At 62.9% G+C, this 23,262-nt stretch carries 20 protein-coding genes, 2 pseudogenes and 1 riboswitch; of the genes and pseudogenes, 8 read left to right on the top strand and 14 right to left on the bottom strand.

What is annotated here, in order from left to right:
* Positions 1–57 precede the first annotated feature (57 nt).
* The 9 genes from trxA to RBT54_RS12700 all read right to left on the bottom strand — a co-directional run bounded on the left by trxA (position 58) and on the right by RBT54_RS12700 (position 10,555).
* Positions 58–441, bottom strand: coding sequence for a thioredoxin (gene trxA / locus RBT54_RS12740; protein WP_320367447.1), 384 nt, complete (start codon positions 439–441; stop codon positions 58–60).
* Between the two features lie 84 nt (positions 442–525).
* Positions 526–4,236, bottom strand: a complete 3,711-nt coding sequence (metH, locus tag RBT54_RS12735) for a methionine synthase (protein WP_320367446.1) — start codon at positions 4,234–4,236, stop codon at positions 526–528.
* A gap of 76 nt (positions 4,237–4,312) precedes the next feature.
* Positions 4,313–4,387, bottom strand: a riboswitch (S-adenosyl-L-homocysteine riboswitch).
* A gap of 101 nt (positions 4,388–4,488) precedes the next feature.
* Positions 4,489–5,103 carry an outer membrane protein assembly factor BamE gene (gene bamE / locus RBT54_RS12730; RefSeq protein WP_320367486.1) on the bottom strand — a complete coding sequence of 205 codons (615 nt, stop codon included), beginning with the start codon at positions 5,101–5,103 and terminating at the stop codon, positions 4,489–4,491.
* A 25-nt stretch (positions 5,104–5,128) separates the two neighbouring features.
* Positions 5,129–5,620, bottom strand: coding sequence for an outer membrane protein assembly factor BamE (gene bamE, locus RBT54_RS12725; protein WP_320367445.1), 492 nt, complete (start codon positions 5,618–5,620; stop codon positions 5,129–5,131).
* A 270-nt stretch (positions 5,621–5,890) separates the two neighbouring features.
* Positions 5,891–7,096 carry an ABC transporter substrate-binding protein gene (locus RBT54_RS12720; protein WP_320367444.1) on the bottom strand — a complete coding sequence of 402 codons (1,206 nt, stop codon included), beginning with the start codon at positions 7,094–7,096 and terminating at the stop codon, positions 5,891–5,893.
* An 86-nt stretch (positions 7,097–7,182) separates the two neighbouring features.
* On the bottom strand, positions 7,183–8,127 hold the full coding sequence (locus tag RBT54_RS12715) for a branched-chain amino acid ABC transporter permease (RefSeq protein ID WP_320367443.1): 945 nt from the start codon (positions 8,125–8,127) through the stop codon (positions 7,183–7,185).
* On the bottom strand, positions 8,127–8,996 hold the full coding sequence (locus RBT54_RS12710) for a branched-chain amino acid ABC transporter permease (RefSeq protein ID WP_320367442.1): 870 nt from the start codon (positions 8,994–8,996) through the stop codon (positions 8,127–8,129). The genes RBT54_RS12715 and RBT54_RS12710 overlap by 1 nt, the downstream gene beginning before the upstream one ends.
* A gap of 15 nt (positions 8,997–9,011) precedes the next feature.
* Positions 9,012–9,716, bottom strand: coding sequence for an ABC transporter ATP-binding protein (locus tag RBT54_RS12705; RefSeq protein WP_320367441.1), 705 nt, complete (start codon positions 9,714–9,716; stop codon positions 9,012–9,014).
* Entirely contained in the window at positions 9,716–10,555 is an 840-nt protein-coding gene (locus RBT54_RS12700) for an ABC transporter ATP-binding protein (RefSeq protein ID WP_320367440.1), read from the bottom strand. The genes RBT54_RS12705 and RBT54_RS12700 overlap by 1 nt, the downstream gene beginning before the upstream one ends.
* A 170-nt stretch (positions 10,556–10,725) precedes the next feature.
* On the opposite strand from RBT54_RS12700, the gene RBT54_RS12695 reads away from it, so the two are divergent.
* Positions 10,726–11,118 carry a rhodanese-like domain-containing protein gene (locus RBT54_RS12695; protein ID WP_320367439.1) on the top strand — a complete coding sequence of 131 codons (393 nt, stop codon included), beginning with the start codon at positions 10,726–10,728 and terminating at the stop codon, positions 11,116–11,118.
* 18 nt (positions 11,119–11,136) lie between these two features.
* Here RBT54_RS12695 and RBT54_RS12690 read toward each other — a convergent pair whose 3' ends face one another.
* Positions 11,137–12,333, bottom strand: a complete 1,197-nt coding sequence (locus tag RBT54_RS12690; RefSeq protein WP_320367438.1) for a multidrug effflux MFS transporter — start codon at positions 12,331–12,333, stop codon at positions 11,137–11,139.
* A 106-nt stretch (positions 12,334–12,439) separates the two neighbouring features.
* The gene (locus RBT54_RS12685; RefSeq protein ID WP_320367437.1) at positions 12,440–12,910 is read right to left on the bottom strand and encodes an ATP-binding protein; all 471 of its coding nucleotides are present in this window, start codon (positions 12,908–12,910) and stop codon (positions 12,440–12,442) included.
* Positions 12,911–13,304: 394 nt separating this feature from the next.
* Between RBT54_RS12685 and RBT54_RS12680 the strand changes: the two genes are divergently transcribed.
* The 6 genes and pseudogenes from RBT54_RS12680 to RBT54_RS12655 form a co-directional block, all read left to right on the top strand.
* Positions 13,305–14,357, top strand: a complete 1,053-nt coding sequence (locus RBT54_RS12680) for an ATP-binding protein (RefSeq protein ID WP_320367436.1) — start codon at positions 13,305–13,307, stop codon at positions 14,355–14,357.
* On the top strand, positions 14,335–16,872 hold the full coding sequence (locus tag RBT54_RS12675) for a S8 family peptidase (protein ID WP_320367435.1): 2,538 nt from the start codon (positions 14,335–14,337) through the stop codon (positions 16,870–16,872). The genes RBT54_RS12680 and RBT54_RS12675 overlap by 23 nt, the downstream gene beginning before the upstream one ends.
* 356 nt (positions 16,873–17,228) lie before the next feature.
* Positions 17,229–17,795: pseudogene (locus tag RBT54_RS12670) on the top strand (ISAs1 family transposase); the annotation flags it as partial.
* Positions 17,792–17,986: a LexA family protein gene (locus RBT54_RS12665; protein WP_320367433.1), complete on the top strand. Its 195-nt coding sequence runs from the start codon at positions 17,792–17,794 to the stop codon at positions 17,984–17,986. The pseudogene RBT54_RS12670 and the gene RBT54_RS12665, both read left to right, overlap by 4 nt.
* Before the next feature lie 73 nt (positions 17,987–18,059).
* The gene (locus RBT54_RS12660) at positions 18,060–18,335 is read left to right on the top strand and encodes an H-NS histone family protein (RefSeq protein ID WP_320367432.1); all 276 of its coding nucleotides are present in this window, start codon (positions 18,060–18,062) and stop codon (positions 18,333–18,335) included.
* 111 nt (positions 18,336–18,446) lie between these two features.
* Positions 18,447–18,610, top strand: a pseudogene (locus RBT54_RS12655) (ISAs1 family transposase); the annotation flags it as partial.
* 748 nt (positions 18,611–19,358) lie between these two features.
* On the opposite strand, the gene RBT54_RS12650 reads toward RBT54_RS12655, so the two are convergent.
* The 3 genes from RBT54_RS12650 to RBT54_RS12640 all read right to left on the bottom strand — a co-directional run bounded on the left by RBT54_RS12650 (position 19,359) and on the right by RBT54_RS12640 (position 21,966).
* Positions 19,359–19,541 (bottom strand): hypothetical protein, encoded by a 183-nt coding sequence (locus RBT54_RS12650; protein WP_320367431.1) that lies wholly within the window; start codon positions 19,539–19,541, stop codon positions 19,359–19,361.
* A gap of 489 nt (positions 19,542–20,030) precedes the next feature.
* Positions 20,031–20,993, bottom strand: a complete 963-nt coding sequence (locus RBT54_RS12645; protein ID WP_320367430.1) for an endonuclease/exonuclease/phosphatase family protein — start codon at positions 20,991–20,993, stop codon at positions 20,031–20,033.
* 118 nt (positions 20,994–21,111) lie between these two features.
* A complete protein-coding gene (locus RBT54_RS12640; RefSeq protein ID WP_320367429.1) occupies positions 21,112–21,966 on the bottom strand; it encodes a hypothetical protein in 855 nt (284 codons plus the stop codon).
* Positions 21,967–22,065: 99 nt separating this feature from the next.
* On the opposite strand from RBT54_RS12640, the gene RBT54_RS12635 reads away from it, so the two are divergent.
* Positions 22,066–22,794 (top strand): helix-turn-helix transcriptional regulator, encoded by a 729-nt coding sequence (locus tag RBT54_RS12635; protein WP_320367428.1) that lies wholly within the window; start codon positions 22,066–22,068, stop codon positions 22,792–22,794.
* The last annotated feature ends 468 nt before the right edge of the window (positions 22,795–23,262 follow it).

Genomic DNA, 23,262 nt, shown 5'->3' with positions numbered 1-23,262 from the left:
GATTTCCGGTCGTCAGCGCCTTTTTTGTCGTCCGCCGCCAAGGAGCGTGGCGACTGCTCAGGCTTGTTGCTGGCCGCCCTGAGCCTGCTGCTCGGCGATCTCGGCGCGCACCTGATCCATGTCCAGACCGCGCACGCCATCGATGACCTGATTCAGCGCGTTCGCCGGTAGCGCGCCGGATTCGCGGAACACCATCACGCCTTCGCGAATCACCGCGATCGTGGGGATGGAGCGGATCTGGAAGGCGGCGGCGAGGTCCTGCTGGGCCTCGGTGTCGATCTTGGCGAAGACGATGTCGGGGTGGGCTTCGGACGCGGCCTCGTAGGTCGGGGCAAAGTTACGGCAAGGGCCGCACCACGCCGCCCAGAAATCGAGGAAAACGATCGGGTTCTGCCCGATGGTGTCGTTGAAATTGTCGGCGGTAAGTTCGACGGTTGCCATGTCAGCCCCTGTTTGATAAGCGATTCATGATGATACACGCGCAGGCACCCGCGCACCCGCCGGCGGCGGGCCGCGCGTGCGCGCTCAGAGCAGCGGCGCCAGCCAGCGCGCGGCCTCGGCGACCTCCATGCCGGTGCGACGAGCCCAGTCCTCGAGCTGGTCGCGGCCGATCTTCGGAATCGCGAAATAGTGGCTCTCCGGATGCGCGAAGTAGAAGCCACTGACTGCCGCGGCCGGCATCATCGCGTAGCTCTCGGTCAGCTCCATGCCGATACGCTCGCGCGCACCGAGCAGCTCGAACAGCGGCCCCTTGACGGTGTGATCCGGGCAGGCCGGATAGCCGGGCGCGGGACGGATGCCGCGGTACTGCTCGGCGATCAGCGCCGCGTTGTCGAGGGTCTCGTCCGCGGCGTAGCCCCAGCACTCGCGACGCACGCGCTCGTGCAGCCACTCGGCGCAGGCCTCGGCGAGGCGGTCGGCCATGCTCTTCAACATGATCGCGTGGTAGTCGTCGTGACCAGCCTCGAACTCGGCGAGCTTGGCCTCGATACCCAGGCCGGCGGTGACGGCGAAGGCGCCGACCCAGTCGGGCACGCCGGACTCCTTGGGCGCGACGAAGTCCGTCAGGCACCAGTGCGGCTTGCCCGCCGGGCGCTCGTGCTGCTGGCGCAGGCCGTGCCACACCATGGCCAGGTGCTTGCGGTCCTCGCCGGTGTAGATCTCGATGTCGTCGCCCACCGCGTTGGCCGGGAACAGGCCGAACACCGCCTTGGCCTGCAGCCACTGCTCGGCGACGATCTTGTCGAGCATGGCCTTGCCGTCGGCAAAGACGTTGCGCGCGGTCTCGCCCACCACCGCGTCATCGAGGATCGCGGGGAAGCGGCCGGCCAGGTCCCAGGTCTGGAAGAACGGGCCCCAGTCGATGTAGTCGACCAGCTCGCCGAGCTCGACGTCGATCGCCTGCACCCCGAGCATGTTCGGACGCGCAGGCTGGTAGTCGGGCGCCCAGCGGAAGGCGTTGGCGCGCGCGGCCTCGATGCCGACCAGTTGCACGCCCTTCTTGTTGGCATGCAGCACGCGGATCTTCTCGTAGTCGGCGGCGACCTCGGCCTTGAAGGCCTCGCTCTGCCCTTCGGAGAGCAGCGCGGTGACCACACCCACCGCACGCGAGGCGTCCGGCACGTACACCACCGGCTGGTCGTAATGCGGCGCAATCTTGATCGCGGTATGGTTGCGGCTGGTGGTGGCGCCACCGATCAGCAGCGGCACGGAAAAGCCCTGGCGCTTCATCTCGGCGGCGACGTGGCTCATCTCCTCGAGCGAGGGCGTGATCAGGCCCGACAAGCCGATCGCCTGCGCGCCGTGCTCCTTGGCGGCCTCGAGGATCTTCGCCGCCGGCACCATCACGCCGAGGTCGATGACCTCGTAGCCGTTGCAGCCGAGCACCACGCCGACGATGTTCTTGCCGATGTCGTGCACGTCGCCCTTGACCGTGGCCATGATGATGCGGCCCTTGCTGCTGGCGCCGGTGCGCAGCTTCTCGGCCTCGATGTAGGGAATGAGGTGGGCGACCGCCTGTTTCATCACCCGCGCCGACTTCACCACCTGGGGCAGGAACATCTTGCCCGCGCCAAACAGATCGCCGACCACGCTCATGCCCGCCATCAGCGGGCCTTCGATGACGGCCAGCGGCGGCTTGCCCTCGGCCTCGAGCTTGGCGCGCACCTCCTCGGTGTCGGCGACGACGAACTCGGTGATGCCCTTGACCAGCGCGTGACTCAAGCGCGCCTCCACCGACCACGCGCGCCAGGCCAGATCCTGCGCCGACTCCTTGGCCTGGCCCTTCACCGACTGCGCCATCTCCACCAGCACCTCGCCCGGACTCTGGCCGGACGCGGGCTTGCGGTTCATCACCACGTCCTCGACCTTCTCGCGCAGCACCGGATCGAGCTCGTCATACACGCCGAGCTGGCCGGCATTCACGATGCCCATCGACAGGCCGGCCTTGATCGCGTGGTACAGGAACACGGTGTGGATGGCCTCGCGCACCGGGTCGTTGCCGCGGAAGCTGAAGGACACGTTCGACACCCCGCCCGAGGTCTTGGCGTGGGGCAGGTTGTCCTTGATCCAGGCCACGGCGTTGATGAAGTCGACCGCGTAGTTGTCGTGCTCCTCGATGCCGGTGGCGATGGCGAAGATGTTGGGGTCGAAGATGATGTCTTCGGCCGGGAAGCCGGCGCCGCCCTCGGCCACCGGCCTGGTCAGCAGCTTGTAGGCGCGCTCGCAGATCTCGGTCTTGCGGCGGAAGGTGTCGGCCTGGCCTTGCTCGTCGAAGGCCATCACGATCACCGCGGCGCCGTAGCGGCGCGCGAGGCGGGCCTGGCGCAGGAACTCGGCCTCGCCCTCCTTCATCGAGATCGAGTTGACGACGCCCTTGCCCTGGATGCACTTGAGGCCGGTCTCGATCACCGACCACTTCGACGAGTCGAGCATGATCGGCACGCGCGAGATGTCGGGCTCGGTGGCGATGAGCTTGCAGAAGCGCTCCATGGCGGCGACCGAATCGAGCATCGCCTCGTCCATGTTGATGTCGATGACCTGGGCGCCGTTCTCGACCTGCTGGCGCGCCACCGCGAGCGCGTCGTCGAAGCGGCCCTCGAGGATCATGCGCGCGAAGGCCTTGGAGCCGGTAACGTTGGTGCGCTCGCCGACGTTGACGAACAGCGCATCGCTGCCGACGTTGAAGGGCTCCAGCCCGGAGAGGCGCAGCTTTTTCTCGATCGTCGGCACGGCACGCGGCGCCAATCCGGCGACGACTTCGGCAATCGCCGCGATGTGCGCCGGCGTGGTGCCGCAGCAACCGCCGACGATGTTCACCAGGCCGCTCTGCGCCCACTCCTGGATCTGCCCGGCGAGGTGCTCGGGGGTCTCGTCGTAGCCGGTGGGCGACAGCGGGTTGGGCAGGCCGGCGTTGGGGTGCGCCGATACATGGGTGTCACAGACGGTGGACAGCTCCTCGACGTACTGACGCAACTGGTCGGCGCCGAGCGCGCAGTTGAGGCCGAACGAGATCGGCTGCGCGTGCGACAGCGAGTTCCAGAACGCTTCCGCGGTCTGGCCCGACAATGTGCGCCCCGATGCGTCGGTGATCGTGCCCGAGATCATCACCGGCCAGCGCTTGCCCAGGTCGTCGAACAGCTTCTCGACCGCGAACACCGCCGCCTTGGCGTTCAGGGTGTCGAACACGGTCTCGATCAGCAGGAGGTCGGCGCCGCCCTCGAGCAGCGCCTTGGCCGAGTCGTAGTAGTCGTCGGCGAGCGCATCGAAGCTGATGTTGCGGTAGCCGGGATCGTTCACGTCCGGCGAGATCGACAGCGTGCGCGAGGTCGGGCCGAGCACGCCGGCGCAGAAGCGCGGCTTGGCGGGATTGTGCGCGGTGTATTCGTCGCACAACTGGCGCACCAGACGCGCGCCTTCGACGTTCAGCTCATAGGCCACCGACTCCAGCCCGTACTCCGCCTGCGACACGCGGGTGGCGTTGAAGGTGTTGGTCTCGATGATGTCGGCGCCGGCCTCGAGGTAGCCGCGATGGATGCCGGCGATGACCGCCGGGCGGGTCAGCACCAGCAGGTCGTTGTTGCCCTTGAGGTCCTTCGGGTGATCGAGGAAGCGATCGCCGCGATAGTCCGCCTCGCCCAGCTTCTCCTGCTGGATCATCGTACCCATCGCGCCATCCAGGATCAGGATGCGTTCGGCGAGAAGCTGGCGGAGTTCGGTGCTGCGGTCGGCTTGCATGGCTGGGTCCTCGGTCGTTCAACGGCTGCCGGGCAACGCCACGCACAAAAGCGAACGGCGCCACAAACCGGCTGAAGGTTTGTGAGCGCCGTTGATCGGTTGCCGAGCCTGGCCCGCACAGGTTCGGTGGGTCGCAGCGCTCCTCGGCAAGGCCCGGATTCTAGCCCTTGTCGCGCAGCACTGCCAAGATCACAACCCCGCACGGCGCTGCCACGGGCGCCGCTGTGGGCGTGAGGATCTGTGGGAGACCTGCTACCAGTACCAGGGATGCATGAAAGGATGCGGGTAGAAAGGGCGCGGATAGCCCCACCAGCCGCCACCCCAGCCCCAGGGGTAGGCGTAATACCCGCCCCTGCCACCGAATACCGCCCCATCGCGCGGATACACATAGGTCTGGCTGGTGCGCACCACCTTGTCGTCGATGAAATGCACGTTGAACAGCGTGGCGATGCCGGGGCCGTCATTGCGGATGTTCCAGTCCCAGACCGTCTCCCCGGAATTCGTGAAGCGCTGTTCGGAGCGGTGCGTGCCGAGCAGACGCGACACCTGCTCCCTGCTCATGCCGCGCTCGACGCGAGCGAGGTTTTCCGGGGCGAGCGCATTCCACTGCCGCAGCACGATGCCGCCCTGGTCTACCTGCACCATCAGGCAGGTCCAGCCGTTGGGCTGGGTCGAGTACTCGAGCGTGGTGGTGCCGTCGTCGTTGCTCCAGCGCCGGGTCGGCTCGCCGCGTGCGGCGAGTGCTTCGGCCTCGGTCGTGTAGGGGCGCGGCGGCTGGAAGGTGGCGCAGCCGGCGAGCGCGCCGGCCAGCAGCACGAGCAACAGCCAGCGCACGACGAGCGGCACGCTGCGCGAGATCGGATTCATGTGGGGAATCATGCAGGCCTCCCGTTCAACGCTTGTACTGGGTGTAGCGCCCTGTGCCGGTCACCCGGCCGTCGGTATTGAAGGACACGGTGAAGAACACCGGATCACTGGTCCCCGGCGCGCCATGCGAGATCCGCCACTCCCACACCGTCTCCTGCTTGAGCTGGAAGAACTGGCTCGAGGCCGGCTTGCCGAGCAGGCGGCGAACCTGGTCCCCGTTCATGCCGTTTTCGACACGCGCGAAGGTCTGCTCGTTCAACACCTGGTCGATGCTGCGCAGGATGTTGTCCGCACCGACCGTGATCATGAAGCACTCGATGCCTTGGGGCTGGCGGCTGAACTCCCAGGTCACCGAGCCGTCGTCGTTCTTCCACTCCATGTGCGGCGGACCGAAGCGCTCGCGCACCTCGGTCGCGGTGGACACGCCGGGTTGAAGTTCCTTGACGTTGATGTAGTCGCAGGCGGTGATGCCGATAGCCGACAACAGGCCGCACAGCCAGGCGATGACGCGTTTCATGCAGATTCTCCCGGTCGTCCCGCACAGATCGACATGTGCCGGCAGAGGACGGTGGCGACGACACAACCCGGGGCTGGGGGCCCCAGCAGACAAAGACGCCATCAGGATCCGCCATGACCGCCGGATTTGCAACGCTCGCAGCGTGAGCGTTTGCAATCTTCACGAGCACTGCGCGCCCAGGCCGGCAAAAGGGCAAGGGCCGGACAGGCACCCCCGTCCGGCCCTTGCCTGGGCCGCAGCCGGGCCGTATCACGGCCTGACCGCAGGCGCTCACTTCATGTCGGCGATCGACTCGTAGCCCGTGCCGCTGACCTTGAAGAAGGCGTAGCTGCCCGGCACGTCGCCGGCGGCATCGAACTCGTGGTCGCCGCCGGCGCCCTTGTAGTCGATGTCCTTGCCTTCGGCGATCAGCTGCTTGGCCTTGGCCCACTCGCCGGCCATGATCGGCTCGCCCGGCGCCATCGCCACCGCGCGCAGCGATTCGGCCAGCCTGGCCTTGTCGCCGCCTGCCTTCTCGATCGCCAGCGCGACCAGGAAGGCGGCGTCGTACGAGGTGGTGGCGAACACCGCGTCGATGTTCTCGCCCGCGGCCTTGTAGGCCTTGTTGAAGTTGTCGAGCGAGGCCGAGGCTTCGCCCACCGGTGCGGAGACGAAGAAGCCGCCGAGGTTCTGCGCGCCGATCGACTTCACCAGGCCTTCGGACTTCATGCCGTCGGCGCCGACGAAGGTCTTGAAGAAGCCGTTTTCCAGGGCCTGGCGCAGCAGGCTGAGGCCGGTACCGTCACCGTAGTCGAAGATGATCAGCGTATCGGCGCCGCCGCGGGCGAGCGTGGCCAGCTCGGAGCGATAGGAGGCCTTGCCGTCCTCATGCCCCGAATAACCGGCGATGGTGCCGCCGTTGGCCTCGAACTCGGCCTTGAAGGATTCGGCCAGGCCCTTGCCGTAGTCGTTGTTCAGGTAGGCCACTGCGACCTTGTCGATGCCGCGCGCCTTGAGCGTGCGCGCCAGCGCCCGGCCCTGGTAATCGTCCGACGGCAGGGTGCGGAAGACGAGGTCCTTGTCGTTGAGTTTGGTGATCTCGGGCGAGGTGCCCGAGGGGGTGATCATCAGCACGCCCGCGGGGATGGCGACCGAGTTGGCGGTCGCGAGCACCGCGCCCGAGCAGGCCGGGCCGACGATGGCGAGCACACGGTCGATGTTCACCGCCTTGGTGGCCGCGTCGGTGGCGTTCTGCGGGTTGCAGGCGCTGTCGCCGAGCACGGCCTCGAGCTTGCCGCCCTTGAGGATACCGCCCTGCTCGTTGACGTGGGCCACGGCCAGCTTGGACGCCGCCGCCATCGGCGGGGCGAGCGCCGCGATCGGGCCCGAGATCGCCGCCATCAGGCCGATCTTGACGTCCTGGGCATGGGCCGGTGTGGCAAGGACCACGGCACCGAGCATGGCGCCGACCACTGCTGCGACTGTTCTTTTCTTCACCTTTGTCACCTCCTGAATGTGCCGAAGCACTGATGGACGATCCGGGCCCGCGGCGGGCCCGCTACGAATGTCGTGCGCGCCGGCGTTCAGCGATGCGGCGGCGAACCCGGCTGGCGCTCGGGCAGGATGCCCTCTGGCCGGAAGCGCAGCACCAGCTGCAGCGTCAGGCCGATGATGAACACGCGCGCGTACTTGGCCTGCACCGCGATCTCGGTCGGCAGGCGGTCGGTGAGCAGCTCGGACACCGACCAGATGATCCAGATCACCGCCGCGCCGAGGATGGCGCCGCGGTTGTTGCCCGAGCCGCCGAGGATCAGCATGATCCAGATCAGGAAGGTGGCGATCATCGGGTCGATCGCCTCGGGCGTGATCGAGCGGTTGAAATGCACGAACAGCGCGCCCGCCAGCCCCATCAGCGCCGAGCCGAACACGAAGGCCTGCAGCCGGCGCGCCTCGACCTGCTTGCCCATCGCCGCCGCGGCGAGCTCGTTGTCGCGGATCGCCCGCATCATGCGCCCCCAGGGCGATCTCACCTGACGCTCGACGAGCAGGTAGGCGACCAGCACCAGCGTGGCCACAATGGCCAGGTAGGCCACCTGCGAGGGCATGTAGTCGAGATCGCCGAAGGGGCGCGGCACGCCGGTCACGCCGCGCACGCCGCCGGTGAGCCAGCCCTCCGTGCGGATCACCAGGCGGATGATCTCGGCGATGCCGATGGTGGCGATCGCAAGGTAGTCGGAGCGGAAGCGCAGGCAGACCTTGCCGATCGGCCATGCGATCGCCGCCGCGGCCGCCATCGCCGCCAGCCAGCCCACCACCAGCGGCAGCTCGTAGCCGCCGAGCCGGCCACTCGCCGGCAGGCTGGTGAGGATCGCCGAGGCATAGGCACCGACCGCGAAGAAGCCCGCGATGCCGGCGTTGAACAGGCCGGTGAAGCCCCACTGGATGTTCAGCCCGAGCGCGAGCAGCGCATAGATGCCGATCAGGATGCCCATGAAGACCGCGTAGTTGGCGAGACCGAGCAGATCCATCAGAGCACCTTGCCGTTGAGCAGCCCACGCGGGCGGACGAGCAGGATCAGCAGCAGCAGCACGAAGGCGGTGGCGGCCTTGTACTGCGCCGGCAGGATGAAGATCGACAGTTCCTCGGCGATGCCCACGATCAGGCCGCCGAGCACCGCGCCCTCGACGCGACCGACGCCACCGAGGATCGCCGCGGCGAACATCGGCAGCAGCACCTGCCAGCCCATCATCGAGTGCAGCTCGTTGTTGATGCCGAGCATGAAGCCCGAGGCCGCGCACAGCGCGCCGACGATCGCCCAGGTCAGCATGGTGACCTTGCGGTTGTCCACGCCCGAGAGCCGCGCCAGATCGGGGTTGTCGGACATCGCCCGCATCGCCTTGCCCCAGCGCGAATGACGCAGGAAGAGCGTGAGGCCCACGACGATCAGCACCACCGCCGCCAGTGTGTACAGCTCGCGGTCGCGCAGCAGGAGGCCGAAGTAGTCGTCCGGGCGCACGATGCCGGTGGCGTAGGTGCGCGGATCGACGCCGAACACCACCTGCACCACCGCACGCAGCATCAGCGCGACGCCGAGCGAGGCCATCACGGTCATGATCTTGGGCCGCACCTTGAGGTAGTCGTAGAACAGCTTGTCGACACCGATCGCCACCACCGCGACCGCCGCCATCGCGATCGGCAGCGCCGTCCACGGGGTGAGCCCGGCGGTGACCAGGGCGAGCGCGATGAAGGCCCCGAGCGTGGCCATGTCGCCATGGGCGAAGTGCGCGAAGCGCAGGATGCCGAACACCAGCGTGATCCCGATCGCACCCACCGCATAGACCGAGCCGAGCACGATGCCGGGCACGAGGTGGAAGTTGAGGAAGTCCATGAAACTCATGAGCGCCGGACTCCCTTAGCCGCCGAGGAACATTTCGGCCACCTCGCGATCGGCGAGCAGGGCCTGTCCGGTGCCCTCGTGGCGGTTGGCACCGGTCGCGAGCACGTAGCCGCGGTCGCAGAAGGCGAGCGCCTGCTTGGCGTGCTGCTCGACGAGCAGGATGGATACCCCGGCGTCGCGCACGTCGCGGGTTATCTGGAAGATCTGTTCCATGTACTTGGGCGACAGGCCGGCGGTGGGTTCGTCGAGCAGCAGCAGTTTGGGATCGAGCATCAGCGCGCGACCCATCGCCACCATCTGGCGCTGGCCACCGGAGAGGTCGCCGGCGAGGTTCTTGCGCTTGGCCTTGAGGTCGGGGAAGAGGCCATACACGCGGTCGAAGGCGGCGGACAAATCGCCGCGGCGCAGGAAGGCGCCCATCTCGAAGTTCTCGTGCACCGTCATCTCGCGGAACACGTTGTCCACCTGCGGCACGTAGCAGATGCCGCGCTGCACGATGCGGTCGGGCGCCCAGGCGGTGATGTCCTCGCCATCGAACACGATGCTGCCGCCGCGCACCTTGAGCAGGCCGAACACGGCTTTCATCGCGGTGGATTTGCCCGCGCCGTTGGGGCCGACGATGACCACGATCTCGCGCTCGCCCACCGTGATGGACACCCCGTGCAGGATGTCGGCGTCGCCATAGCCGCCGCGCACCGCCCTCATGTCGAGCAGCGCCATCACAGATCCTCCCGGTGCAGTTCCTGCTCGCGCAGGGCCTCGACCTTGGGATCGTGCTCGGCGGCCTCGCGCTCGACCGCGGTCGGCGTCTCGCCGAGGTAGGCCTCGAGCACGCGGGAGTCGGAGCGCACGGTGTGGAAATCGCCCTCGATCAGCACCTTGCCCTCGGCCATGCACACCACCGGCGCGCACAGCTTCTCGATCATCTCCATGTCGTGCTCGATGAGGATGAAGGTGTAGCCGCGCTCGCGGTTGAGGATCAGGATCTTGTCCTCGAGCTTGCGCAGCAGGGTGCGGTTGACGCCGGCTGCGGGCTCGTCGAGCAGCACCAGTCTGGCGTCGGTCATCATCGTGCGACCGAGCTCGAGCAGCTTCTTCTGGCCGCCGGAGAGGTTGCCGGCGCGCTCGTCGGCGACGTGGCCGAGCTCGAGGAAGGCGAGCGTGTCGTCAGCCTTCCTGCGCACCGCCTCTTCGGCCGCGCGCACCTTGCCGGCGGCGAACCAGTTGGCAAACAGGTTCTCGCCCGGCTGGCCCGGCGGCACCATCATCAGGTTCTCGCGCGCGCTGAGGTTGTGGAACTCGTGCGGGATCTGGAAGGTGCGCACCAGGCCCTTGTGGAAGCGCGCGTCGGTGGGCAGCGCGGTGATGTCCTCGCCGAGGAAGCGGATCGCGCCCGCGGTCGGCTGCAGCGCACCGGCGATGAGGTTGAACAGCGTGGTCTTGCCCGCACCGTTGGGGCCGATGAGGCCGAGGATCTCGCCCTGCCTGACACACAAGCTGCAGCCGTCGACGGCACGAAAGCCGCCGAAGGCTTTGACCAGGCCGTCCACTTCGAGCATAGCGTCGGGGTTCCTTGCACCGGGCACGGCAGGATTCAAAAAACTGAAACGAAACCCACGTTAGCCGAAGCGCCAGAACGGAAACATCAGGGCCAACCACTACACTGCGCCGCAGGAGCACATCGGTTGTTCAGAATATAATTCTGCGCCCAACAATAAGGAGACCGGCGATGAAACACATCACCCCGACCGAGGCTTACGAACTGCAGCAGTCCAACCCCGACGCCCTGTTGATCGACGTGCGCAGCGAGATCGAGTACCTCTTCGTCGGCCACCCGGTCGGCGCCATCCACGTGTCGTGGAACGATGGCCCGGACTGGGAGGTGAACCCGAACTTCGTCGGCGAGGTGAAGAAGCTCGCGGGAAACGGCGGCCACCGCCCGCTGCTGTTGATCTGCCGCTCGGGCAACCGCTCCGAGGTTGCCGGAAACGCCCTGCTCGAGGCCGGTTTCAGCACCGTCTACAACGTCATGTACGGCTTCGAGGGCGAACTCGACGCCCGGCATCACCGCAATTCGGTCAACGGCTGGCGCCACGACGGCCTGCCCTGGGAGCAGTGCTGACCGCCACGCCGCGCGCGCTCAGCGCCGCGCCGCGGGCAGGCGCATCCACAGCCGCCACGCGACAAGGCCGGCCATGGCGAACAGCGCCATGCCGCTCGCGAGGCTGAAGGTGCTGCCCCACAGCAGCGGCGCCGTCATGCCGGCGGTCACCGCGTTGAGGCCGATCTGGAGGAAGCTCTGGCAGCTCGACGCCATGCCGCGGCGCGCCGGAAAGAGCTCGAGCGCAAGCAGGCTCATTGCCGGCATCGCGATCGACATCCCGCATGCGAACAAGCCGATCGGGAGCACCGATTGCGGCACGCCGGCCGGCAGCAGCCCCGACACGGCGAGGTTGAGCGCCACCGCGGCGAACATCACCGCGAATCCGGTCGCCACCGTGCGGATCTGCGACCACCGTCCCGCCACACGTTCGGACAGCACCGAGCCGAGCATCATGCCGATCACCGCGGGGCCAAACAGCCAGATGAAGCCGCCGCTGCCCAGCCCGAGGTGGTCGATGATGAACACCGGCGCCGACAGCACATACACGAAGAAGCCGTTGAAATTGAGCGCGATGCCGATGGCCAGCAGCATGAACGCCGGATGGGAGAAGATGCCGGCGTAGCCGCGCAGCAGGTGCAGCGGATGCAGCGGCTGGCGTTCATCCGCATCGAGCGTCTCGGGCAGGAAGCGCCAGATCATCCAGCACAGGAAGGTGCCGAACACCGTCAGGAACACGAAGATCGATCGCCATCCGGCCAGCGCCAGCAGCCCGGCGCCGACCATCGGCGCGATCGCCGGGGCGAGCGCGAAGATCAGCATCACCCGCGACATCAGGCGCTGCGCCTGAGGCCCCTCGTGCAAGTCGCGCACCACGGCGCGGCCGACAACGATCCCGGCCCCGCCGCTCACCCCCTGCAGCGCACGGCCGACCCACAACCACTCGATGCTCGGCGCCAGCGCGCACATCAGCGAAGCCACGGCGAACACCGCGGTGAGCAGCAGCAGCACGCGGCGGCGGCCGAAGCGGTCGGCGAGCGCGCCATGCCAGAGCACCATCAGCGCCAGCGCGGCCATATAGACGGTGAGCGTCTGCTGCACCTCGAGCTGGGTGGCGCCGAGCGTCGCGGCGATCTGCGGGAACGCGGGCAGGTAGGCATCGATCGAGAACGGACCGATGGCGGAGAGCAGCGCGAGCATGAAGGCGAGGCGATCGAGCGAGGGCGTCTTTGTCATTTCGGCCTGATGGACTGCGTGGCGCGGGTACGTCCAGCGGCCGTGACGGCCCGGCCTGTGGCTGGACGCATGGGCCGCACTCGCGGGCCGCACTCACTGGATGGACTCAGCGGCCGTCGAGGCTGCGCCTGTACTGGATGGCCTCGGCGATGTGCGCCGCGCCGGGGCGCTCGACGCCGGCCAGATCCGCCAGCGTGCGCGCCACCCGAAGCACGCGATGATACGCCCTCGCCGACAGCTTCAGCCGCTGCATGGCCTGTTGCAGCAGGGTCTCGCCGGCCGGATCGGGCCGGCAGTGGCGCTCGACCTCGCCGGCGGGCAGGTCTGCGTTCGCGCAGCCCTGTCTGACGCTCTGCGCGGCACGTGCGCTATTTACCCGCTCGCGCACGACTGCCGACGCCTCCCCCGCCGGGCCGCGAGCGAGCGCCTCGGGCGCGATCGCGGGCACTTCGACCACCAGGTCGATGCGATCGAGCAGCGGCCCCGACAGCCGGCCCCGGTAGCGCGCGATCTGGTCGGGCGTGCATCGGCAGTTGCGCAGCGGGTCGCCATGGTGGCCGCAGGGGCAGGGATTCATCGCCGCGACATCCTGTTATACGAAGGGCAACACTTGCCGAGTATCCCAAAACCCAGATTTTACATGGGAGTCATTTAAGGCAGGTCCAGAGTACGCTTGCTTTAAAACGTAACGTTAATCTTCCGGCAAGTGGTGACAACGGGCTGCGCGATGACATCAAATGCCATATGGGTCGATCTAGACCGTGTCGCATAATCTCCTCCTCGACAGTCTGTTTGCGACCCAGACCTGCCTGATGACGTATGCACGCGCAATAGCAGCTTACTGTCAGGACGCTGCCGGACACGAGAATCTCGTGTAGCGGAACAACAGTCAGCCGCACCGCGCCGTTCGGGACATAGACTCGAGCATTCTTAGGCTGTATTGGGCGATCAAACTAGTTCACAATGACGCCATGGCCAGCGCAGAACAACTCAAAGCCCTCATTAAGTCACATATCAGCCGTGACGATGGGCATTTCTATTCGGTTGCGATGCAGGTTGCTGCGCACGAGGCGAAGCTGGGTCATGGCAAGTTCGCGGGAGAGTTGCGCGACCTAATCGACGCAGCTAAGACCCGTTTGGGTCAAGACCCTTCTGGCAAGCTTGTGCCCATCGCCGGTGCCCTGAGCAACACGGCCAGACCCCGGGGCGAGCTAGCCAATCTCTTAACCGTGACTCATCCAGCAAACCGAATGGGTGACATGGTTCTGGACGAATTTGCGGCCATGCAACTCGCTCGCATCATCAAGGAACAACGGCTGCTCGCCCGGATCAAGGAACATGGGCTATCCCCTCGCAGGAAACTCTTGCTTGTCGGCCCCCCCGGGACTGGGAAGACCATGACAGCTTCCGCTTTGGCCGGCGAATTGGGTATCCCCTTGTTTCTCGTCCGCCTAGATTCGTTGATCACGAAGTTTATGGGCGAGACGGCAGCCAAGCTTCGACAGGTTTTTGACGCCATCGCTGACATTCGAGGTGTCTATTTCTTCGATGAATTTGACGCAATCGGATCGCAGCGCGGGAATGCTAACGATGTGGGCGAGATTCGGCGTGTGTTGAACAGCTTCCTACAGATGATTGAGCATGACCAGTCGAATAGCCTCATTGTCGCTGCAACCAACCATCCTGAAGTCCTAGACAGCGCCTTATTCCGGCGTTTCGATGACGTTGTGGAATACCACTTGCCGACCTCCACACAGGCACTTGATTTGATCCGGTCGCGTTTGGGTGCGTTTGCCCCAAAACCATTCAAAAAAGACGGTTTGGCCGAACGTGCAGAGGGTTTGAGTTACGCGGAAATTTGTCGTGCGGTGGACGAATCGATTAAAGACGCGATCATGCATGACCAGGCTAAGGTGCAACGAGTTGCGCTGGAGCGCGCGCTACATGAGCGCCGGCTCATCAGTGAAAAACTAGCCCGAAACAAGACGTCAATAAGAAGCGATGCCGGAACGAGCACAAGATAAACGCCCCCACCTTGTACTGACGAACACATCACAGGCCCAAGGATTCAAGGCGCCGCAAAATGGTGGCGGCGGTACACCGGCAATACCGCAGCCCGACCGAGCCCAACATGGGGCGGCGCTGATGGATCAATTGCAAGCGTTAAATGCAATTGCGGAGCAGGTGATTAAAGCCCAAAAAGAGCAGGATCTTGAAAGTGGCTTGGGTCTCCAAATCCAGTTCGTTAGCGTGCAGGACGTTGCACTGGCATTCGAGAGTCTTGGAAATGAGCGAGCTAAGAATCGGAAGGAGCAGATTGAAGTTCTGAGTGTCACGTCTGAAGACGGCATCACTCACGCCAATGTCTTCGTGCCAGACGGGAAGCTTGCCCATTTCGAAAAGTACGTAGAAGACTATTTGGCGGAGCGCAAGAAGGTCAACGGTGATTCGAACGATCACCATGCGCTTTTAAACACCATTTCCTCCATTCGAAGCGCAGAAATCCGCTCCCTTTGGACCGATGATTTTGATACTTTCCCGCAGGATGCCGACGAGCAGTTCTGGTGGGAGGTCTGGCTGCCTGTGCGCGGTGATCGCGGTGCGGTCGTTGCCGACTTCCGAAAGGTTGCGGGGCTGGCGGAATGCCAAGTCAGCGAGCATCAGATAAACTTTCCGGAACGCTCGGTCGTTCTGATGTTTGGTTCTCGGAAGCAGTTCTCCACCTCTGTCATGATGCTCAATTGCGTAGCGGAACTCCGCCGCGCCAAGGAAACAGCCGCTTTCTTCGACGGCATGACACCTCATGAGCAGCAGCAGTGGGTTGACGAGACCTCGGCGCGGTTTTCTGTTCCTCCGGATGACGACTCCGTGCCGCGAGTCTGCTTGTTGGATTCCGGCGTGAATCGTGGGCATCCCCTGCTGTCGCCTTTTCTAACATCTGACGACCTGCACACCGTCAATCCTGCTTGGGGCGTGGACGACACTGCGAATCACGGTTCTGGGCTTGCTGGGCTCGTTGCGTTTGGTGACTTGTCGAATGCTTTGGCGACTGACGACCCGATAGTCGCTTCGCATCGGCTGGAGTCGGTAAAACTCACGCCCGAACGGGGCGCCAATGATGGTGATGCAAGGCACCACGGTTACCTTTTTTCTGAAGCGGTTGCGCGTCCCGAAATTTCAGCTCCAATTCGCTCACGCGTGTTTACTTCGGCGGTTACATCCAGCGATGACCGAGATCGGGGGCGCCCCTCTGCTTGGTCATCGACCGTTGATCGCCTCGCATCTGACTACGATGGCAATGGTCAGTTTCCCCGGCTGTTTGTCTTGTGCGCTGGCAATACTGAAGACGCTCAATCCTGGAGTACCTACCCAGCCAGCTTGAGCAGTAAGGGTATTCGAGACCCCGGCCAAGCGTGGAATGCGCTCACAGTTGGTGCCTTTACCGAGAAGGTAGTGATCTCCGAAGCTGATGCCAAAGGCTACTCGCCTGTTGCGCCATTCGGTGGCCTGAGTCCGTACACCCGCACGTCGGCTGACTGGAATACCGCTTGGCCGCTAAAGCCTGAAGTAGTCTTCGAAGGTGGAAATGTGGGCAAGGATACTTTGGGACCTGCTGGGATTCCCAGTCTTCACTTGCTCACGACCAACAATTTGCCGCTTGAGCGTCTTTTCACAACGACCAATGCCACCAGCGCTGCCTCAGCATTGGGGGCTCGGATGGCGGGGCAGTTGATGGCTGCTTATCCAGATCTCCGACCGGAGACAATTCGCGCCTTGATCGTGCACTCGGCGGAGTGGACTCCGGCGATGCGTTCGGCCTACTTGCCCTCCGCCCGGCCGGCAACGAAGACGGACCACGTGAACCTGATTCGTCACTGCGGTTGGGGTGCTCCGAACTTGGATAGAGCTCTGTGGAGTGCGGGTAATTCCCTCACCTTGGTGGTCGAGGATGTTGTCCGCCCTTATCAGAAGGTCAAGGGTAAAGGTGTTGTCAGTCGGGACATGAACCTCCATTCGTTGCCTTGGCCCAAAGACCAATTGCTGGAACTACCGCCTAAAACTCAGGTGGAGTTGCGAATTACCCTGTCCTATTTCGTCGAGCCGAACCCGTCTGCGCGCGGTACGTCTTCCAAGTTCCATTATCCGTCTCACCGCTTGCGCTTTGACGTTCAACGTGCGTTGGACGCCACTACCGAAGACTTCGTGGCGCGCATCAATGCCGCCGCCGACCGTGAGGACGAGGGCGATCCAATTGACCCCAAAGATCCAAACTGGATTTTAGGTGATCGGCAGCGGCATCGTGGCTCCTTGCACCAGGATATCTGGCATGGCACGGCCGCTGAGTTGGCAAGCCGGGGTTTTGTTGCCGTGTATCCGGCGAAAGGTTGGTGGCGCACTCGCCAAGCCCAAGAACGTTACGACTTGCCTGCCCGCTATAGCCTGATCGTCTCCATCCGTACACCTGAGACTGACGTTGATCTCTACACGCCGATTGCACAACAGGTGGCGGCCCAAGTTGTTTTACCCATTGCGGTCTGAAAGGTCGGGACTCTGCAATCTATGTGACTCTTGACGGAAGGAGGCCCAAAAGGGCGAAGAGTTTTTCACCTCGAACACGACCGGGCGACTGATTCGGGACTAGTGACCCGCCGTTCGCGCTAGGTGAAATTTCTCTACCCCGATGTCTCTTGATGGCCGGACTGAGACCTTGGGACGGCGATTGCGAGCGTCTAGAGCGCCCAAAACCCGGCGCTCAAGTGATCGGCGTCAGGATTTCCTATCGAACGGGGCGTCCCGCTCGCGGTCGGCGACTCGACTACACTGAATATTGGCTGCTCCATGACGAGCAGCTAAAGTGCCTGGGTAAAATTCAACGCGCACCGGTGGGTCGTTTTAGACGCGCGCCGACACATTACTTGCTGTGCGTGAAGGAGAACCATCCGAACCTGCATGATTCGATCCTGTTTGCCGACATCGATCCGCGAGGGCCGCTGACGCCGAGCTCGACCCATGAGACCACGATCAAGGACCACGGTCGCATCGAAATCCGTCGATGCCACGCCTACACCGCGATCGATCGCCTCTACAAGTCCGAGGACTGGGAGGACCTGGCCAGCTTCGCGGTGGTCGAGCGCATTCGCACCGTGGGCGATCACACCAGCACCGAGCGCGTCTTTTACATCAGCAGCCTGCCCGCCGACGCCGAGCGCATCTCTCGGGCCGTACGCAGTCACTGGGAGATCGAGAATCGGCTTCACTGGTGTCTGGATGTGTGTCAGGTCAACGAGGATCAGTCACGGGTGCGCAGCGGCTATGCCGCCAACAACCTGGCCATCGTCCGCCACATCGTGATGAACCTGCTGCGGCTCAACACGACGCGCAAGGCGAGCATCAAGTCCAAGCGCATGCTCGCTGCGACGATCGACGAATTTCGTGCCGAGATTCGCGGCGTTATGACATGAAGGTGCGATTGCCCTGCATCGTGGTGCCTTTTGTGAACGGCGAGCGGCTCGTAAAGAGGCTTTCCATAAGGGATGGCAGCGTGATGCTTCTGGCGGGAAATCCGAAATACCTGCCTTTAACGTTGAAGGAGGAGAACGAGCTGGAAGTCTGGGGCGTCGTCACCGGAAAACTCAAGCGCCTCCCGGCTTAAAAGAAGACATGTTATTCTCTCGTTCAACTCCAGAAATGGAGCTACCCCTTTCCAGATTTACCATGAGAGAATAATGACTTCACTTCAAGAACTCCTTGCTCAAAAAGAAGCCTTGGAACAACAGATCGCTCAGATAAAGAAGGCTGAGCGCGCGGACGCCCTGCAGAATGCCCGTAGCCTGATTGATACGTTCGACCTCACGGTTGATGAGCTTTTCGGCAAGCAGAAATCGACTGGAAAAGCAGTGGCAGTCAAGTACCGGAACCCGGAAACGGGCGAGACTTGGACCGGCCGTGGGCGCGCTCCCCGCTGGCTCGAGGGCAAAAGCCGCGAGGATTTCGCCGTCTGAAGAAGCGAATGAAGCACCAAGACTGAGGCGTTAGCCTGACAGACGGCCGGTCACTCATGATTGAATGCGCCGGCCGTTTTCTTATGCGCGTGCCGTTTGATTCAGAGCCTACGGGTGCGCACCGGCTATGCTGCCAACAATCTCGCCATCGTTCGCCACATCGTGATGAACCTGCTACGGCTCAACACGACGCGCAAGGCGAGCATCAAGTCCAAGCGCATGCTGCTGCGACGATTGGCGAATTTCGCGCCGAGCTGCTTGGGATTCTGACATGAAGGTGCGATTGCGCTGACCTGTAAGTGGGATACCGAAACGCCTCTGGAGAACCCGAATTCAGGTAATCGGTTTAGGTTCTCAAAGTCCATGGCTCACCAACGACGCCCAACGTTGAAGTCCGTCGATACGGAAAACAAAGTGGCTCCCTTGGCTGGTGATGCGCAATTGGGGAATGATTGTCTGGCTCATCTAATGACCTGCTCGTGATCGTCATCGTTATACCCCTTATACCGCTTTAGTTTCGTTTCGCCTCGTAGCGCGATAAAGGAAACGGTCAACACCGCCCTATTCGCCATCACATTCTCCTGCACGTGCCGACGAAAACAGATGAACCCGTGTGACCGACAAACGGTTTTTCAATGCCACGTTGAAACACGTCGATGCGCAAATAGTGGGGATCATCCTTCGCACGAATGGATAGCACTTTGAATGCACTCGCATCGCCTCCAGGGCTTAGCACGTGAATATCAGTCGCCCAATCATTATCCATGGGCATACCCGTAACGACGCCCCGCTCGCGATTTACCGAGAAGGGTCTTTTAGAGAGCTCAGACTCGTACCATGAGTCCCGCCGCAGCCCCCCTTGATCGGTGAGTTGATGAGCCTCCCGAACCGTGCATAGAAAGCCCGTGGCGACCGCGCCCCCTGGGAAGGAAGCGACTAGAACCAGTAGAGTGGTGCACACGTTTGCGGAACCTAGCATCTTCTTGAGGGACACGTCTTGTCACCTCCCCTACGAAATAATTGTTAGGAAAAATCTTTCTCCCAGATCTCTATATACTTTCCCTTTATATTCTCTTTCATTTCGCTATCGATGAACTCCTTTCCTTGCGGCAGGAGCTTATTAAGGGGGAAGTGCTGCTTAGGCATAAGCTCAAGGAAATCCAGATTAAAGCTCCAAGTTTCTTCGCCATCGCGTGCAACTTGCATTTAACCTGCTGAGGCTCAACACGACGCGCGAGACGAGCATCAGCTCCGACAGCACGAGGACTGCCACGACTTATGAACTTCGCGGTGAGCTGTTCAGTGTACGACATTAAAGGTCGACCCCCTTGCTAATGGGTCAATTTGAGAAAGAGGGTGGCAGCCGCGCCGAGTAGATTGTCTGTTATTTTGCGCCTTTGTGCAGGGAGCACAAGCTGGCCCAGAACCGCTTATAGGGCATCACATCCTCGTGCTTGGCTCTCCAATGTGCGTCTATCCCATCCCAACCGTTGCCCTTAAACTCGTGCCCGCACTCTGGGCAAATTCTCGGTGTTTCGGCTCTTAACCCTTTCGTGCAGCACAGGCAGGATTTCTGCATGATTTCTCATCCTCAAGCGGCAAAATTTCATCTTCAGCTCACGGCAATAATGCCGCTATTGCGTCATCTCAAAGTGCATGTCCGATTGTGGGTCGCTTCGCGATCACGATCGAACCCTAATCGTTAAGCGGATCAAGCGCAATTCTTGCCAACACCGGCATATGATCAGACTCTACGTCCGGTCCTATCTCGCGCCTTGTCGCCGTCCAATGCCGTGACAGCAAGACGTTATCAATCGGCAGGCCCATGAGGCCGCCCCACGCTGCAGGCCATGTGGGCGAGTACCCGTTCACCAGACGGAAACCGGCACGCGTGGGCGCCGCAAAGGCTGAGGACCAGGGCGTTGCGTTGAAGTCGCCCATGATTACGGTGGGCATATCGGTGAGTCGGCTCGCCAGTTCGGCCAAATTCTCATTGCGGCGGACGTGGTCGGCGGAGGTCAGTGGGGGTCTCGGATGGAATGCAACAACCGTGACAAGGTTGCCGCGCCAGTTTAGCTTCGCCTCGATACGCTGGACTCCATGAGCGTCGTCCACGATCGAATGGGCCACGATCGGATGTCGCGAGAGCAGCGCAAGGCCGAATGGGTCGGACCGGGGGCGGACCACCTGGTACGGAAATGAATCGTCCAGTTCCAGCTTTTTGGCAAACCCGTTGGAAATCTCGACGATTGCCAGGACATCGGGCTGTTCACTGCGTATCCAATCAACCAGCGGCGCGGGATCGGAATTACCTACGGATACGTTGGCGGCGATGACCACGAGCTCCGCGCCATCGCCCTTGTCGGGAGCCGTCGACCATGCCGTGAGCCACGGGAGCGGGATGAGGAACAACAGTAATCCCCAATGCGGCTTGGAAAATACCGTTAATGACACGCTGATGGTGAGTCCGGTCACAAATACCAGTTGCCAATGTGCGGCGAGATCCAGAGCCCACGCGGCAGTGGGGGACACCTCTCCGATAACCCGGGTAAGCAGCGGCAGCAGCAACCCGGCCGCGCACAGCACCGCCAGCGCGGGGGCAACGGTCACCACGCGAGGTCGCGGTCTTCGGCTTCCATTCCCCGTCTGGAATTTCATGGGCGCTCCTTCAGCAGGGTTGCGGCATCCTCGCCCGCAACACGGCAGCGGAATTTGGCGACCGAGCAAAGCAATCGGATCCCCATGGACCTTGGCCAACTGACTTTCCGCTCGCCCTTCAACGCCATGAGTCTTCACCGAGAAACGCTATCGCGCAGGCGCGCAGCGTGTTGTCGTGGATCCTGAGAACCTCGTGGAACGGATCCTGATACCCCCCGGCAAGGTTCCACGCGATCGGAATCCCGTACCTTCTTGCACACCCGAACACGCGGCGATCGCGCTCGAAAAGCTGATCCGTTGTCAGCCAGCCGCCGAGGGGGTCGTCCACGTGCGGGTCCGCGCCTGCCTGGTAGAGGATCAGGTCGCAATCCAGGAATTCGGCAATGATCGACGGCAGTGTTGCGAGAAAGGCATCCGGATCGCGCGAGTAGCAGAGTCCCGTAGTGACGTGGCGGACAAGGTTCCGGACGCCCAGCGCCTTGATGATGTCTTCGGTGCCATCGCCGAAGTGCTCGTCGCAGTCGAGGATCGCAACCTTCCGCACCTCTCCGCTCGCGACGAGGGACAGAACAGTGGTCATCAGACCGTTGAACGTGCAGAAGCCGCCGCCCCAGTTGTGGCCCGCGTGATGAAAACCGGAGGTCGGAGACACCGCAACACGTCCGGACGCCAGCGCACAGCGCGCTGCGGACAGCATCGAACCTGTTGTCCAGAGTAGGGACGCCGCAACCGCAGGATCCTTGCCGCCGAATCCGTTGACCGCACGGCAGTCAAGAATGCCTCGAACATAATCTGCGTCATGCGCCAGCCTGAGTTGCGCCTCAGTCAATGGTTGGGGCGCAACGAGGCTGATCGGAAACGACATCGCCTGCCACCGCTCTACCACCTTCCGAGGCTTTGCCGCGCTGGGCGAAAACGATGTCGGCTGTGACACCTGCCGGGCATCGTAGAAAACGGGTATGGTTTCCTTCATGACTGCCGATCGGAATGGAGACGGCGCAATCATACGGAGGGTGGTGTCTCACCGAGTGCGACACCCTGTTTTCGCGCAGATTGACAACGAGAGGACTCCATGAGCCAGGCGGAGCGTATCGCCCGAATTCACTTCCTTCTGAAATCAACGGGAATCGTTACGCTGGCTCAACTCAAGGCCGATTTCGAAGTATCGCGTGCAACAGTCATGCGCGACATCGAGCTCATGCGCGACAGGCTTGGCGCCCCAATCGAATACGATGCCGAACTGAACGCATATAAGTACGCCGAAAGCGCAGGCAGAACGTTGCATTATCGCGCGGAGCGTTTCGATGTCCCGGGGATGTGGCTCGATAGCGACGAAGCCTACGCCCTGCTTACCGTATTGAATGTCATCGCGAAGATCGATCCTGGAGGCTGGATGCCTTATGTTGGCCCGCTGCGCGGGGTGCTGAAGCATGCTCTTTGCGAGGAAAGCTTCAACATGAAAGGGTTTCACAAGAAGATCGGCGTCGAGTTGCCGAACCTGCGTCAGGGTAAGTCAGGCGTGACCGCGAAGATGATGCGAGCACTGGTGAACGAGTTCGAGGCAATCCTGGTGTGGCAGGGTGATGACGAAGTGCTCAACAGTGCTTCCTGCTCGCTGCAACGTTTCGTGTTGACCAGAAATGGTTGGACGGCCGAGTTTGTCGTTGGGGAAGATCAGGCGCGGCAGCGAGTAGCGCTGATACGTTTTTCAGACTGTACGGTAACGGACCGACCTGCGCGGCTTCTTCCCGAATCCTACAGCGACCCCTGGAGCGATCTCGATGCGCTCAGGAACACTTAAGTCCGTGATTAATTTCCCTCGAGGGTGGGCAGGGAGTTCGTCTATCACGTGCCGCAAACCAGTTCGGCGTCAGCCTTGCAGAAGAAGCGCGACAGGCAGGTGATGGCCGAGGGTGTATCAGAACGCGGAAATTCGGCCAGTCGGGTGAGAAAACTCCCACTTATGACCACTATTGGGTTGGCCGGATGGTAGTCGTTCCCACCTAGGGCAAGTTTGCGCTCAAGCTTCGACTCGCGTTTCCCACGGCCGAAACTCGCAGGTACGTTTTGACACAGCCTCGGCCGGACTAAGACCTTCGCCCTTCTTCGCAGCGACCGGGCGAACAGTCCGCGACAGTCTCGACCCGACCCAATCCAGCCGTCGGGCTCTTCGTGGTGCGAACGGCAAGTAACCGAGTGAAGCCGTCACCTCGCATGACATGTTGGGGGACGTGAAATTGGTGCTTCGTTCACGCGTCTGCCGTTCGGT

The sequence above is a fragment of the Thauera sp. genome (genome assembly GCF_034003485.1).
Lineage (GTDB): Bacteria > Pseudomonadota > Gammaproteobacteria > Burkholderiales > Rhodocyclaceae > Thauera.
The sequence above is the reverse complement of the archived record's forward strand: the minus strand, read 5'-3'. Positions and strand labels throughout refer to the sequence as shown.

Bases quoted from the DNA above. Each gene is read 5' to 3' on its own strand.
- RBT54_RS12695 (WP_320367439.1), top strand. From the start codon at position 10,726: ATGAAACACATCACCCCGACCGAGGCTTACGAACTGCAGCAGTCCAAC.
- RBT54_RS12705 (WP_320367441.1), bottom strand. From the start codon at position 9,716: ATGGCGCTGCTCGACATGAGGGCGGTGCGCGGCGGCTATGGCGACGCC.
- metH (WP_320367446.1), bottom strand. From the start codon at position 4,236: ATGCAAGCCGACCGCAGCACCGAACTCCGCCAGCTTCTCGCCGAACGC.
- RBT54_RS12690 (WP_320367438.1), bottom strand. From the start codon at position 12,333: ATGACAAAGACGCCCTCGCTCGATCGCCTCGCCTTCATGCTCGCGCTG.
- RBT54_RS12680 (WP_320367436.1), top strand. From the start codon at position 13,305: ATGGCCAGCGCAGAACAACTCAAAGCCCTCATTAAGTCACATATCAGC.
- RBT54_RS12640 (WP_320367429.1), bottom strand. From the start codon at position 21,966: ATGAAGGAAACCATACCCGTTTTCTACGATGCCCGGCAGGTGTCACAG.
- RBT54_RS12675 (WP_320367435.1), top strand. From the start codon at position 14,335: ATGCCGGAACGAGCACAAGATAAACGCCCCCACCTTGTACTGACGAAC.
- RBT54_RS12685 (WP_320367437.1), bottom strand. From the start codon at position 12,910: ATGAATCCCTGCCCCTGCGGCCACCATGGCGACCCGCTGCGCAACTGC.
- RBT54_RS12710 (WP_320367442.1), bottom strand. From the start codon at position 8,996: ATGAGTTTCATGGACTTCCTCAACTTCCACCTCGTGCCCGGCATCGTG.
- RBT54_RS12635 (WP_320367428.1), top strand. From the start codon at position 22,066: ATGAGCCAGGCGGAGCGTATCGCCCGAATTCACTTCCTTCTGAAATCA.
- bamE (WP_320367486.1), bottom strand. From the start codon at position 5,103: ATGAATCCGATCTCGCGCAGCGTGCCGCTCGTCGTGCGCTGGCTGTTG.
- RBT54_RS12665 (WP_320367433.1), top strand. From the start codon at position 17,792: ATGAAGGTGCGATTGCCCTGCATCGTGGTGCCTTTTGTGAACGGCGAG.
- trxA (WP_320367447.1), bottom strand. From the start codon at position 441: ATGGCAACCGTCGAACTTACCGCCGACAATTTCAACGACACCATCGGG.
- bamE (WP_320367445.1), bottom strand. From the start codon at position 5,620: ATGAAACGCGTCATCGCCTGGCTGTGCGGCCTGTTGTCGGCTATCGGC.
- RBT54_RS12715 (WP_320367443.1), bottom strand. From the start codon at position 8,127: ATGGATCTGCTCGGTCTCGCCAACTACGCGGTCTTCATGGGCATCCTG.
- RBT54_RS12645 (WP_320367430.1), bottom strand. From the start codon at position 20,993: ATGAAATTCCAGACGGGGAATGGAAGCCGAAGACCGCGACCTCGCGTG.
- RBT54_RS12700 (WP_320367440.1), bottom strand. From the start codon at position 10,555: ATGCTCGAAGTGGACGGCCTGGTCAAAGCCTTCGGCGGCTTTCGTGCC.
- RBT54_RS12650 (WP_320367431.1), bottom strand. From the start codon at position 19,541: ATGCAAGTTGCACGCGATGGCGAAGAAACTTGGAGCTTTAATCTGGAT.
- RBT54_RS12660 (WP_320367432.1), top strand. From the start codon at position 18,060: ATGACTTCACTTCAAGAACTCCTTGCTCAAAAAGAAGCCTTGGAACAA.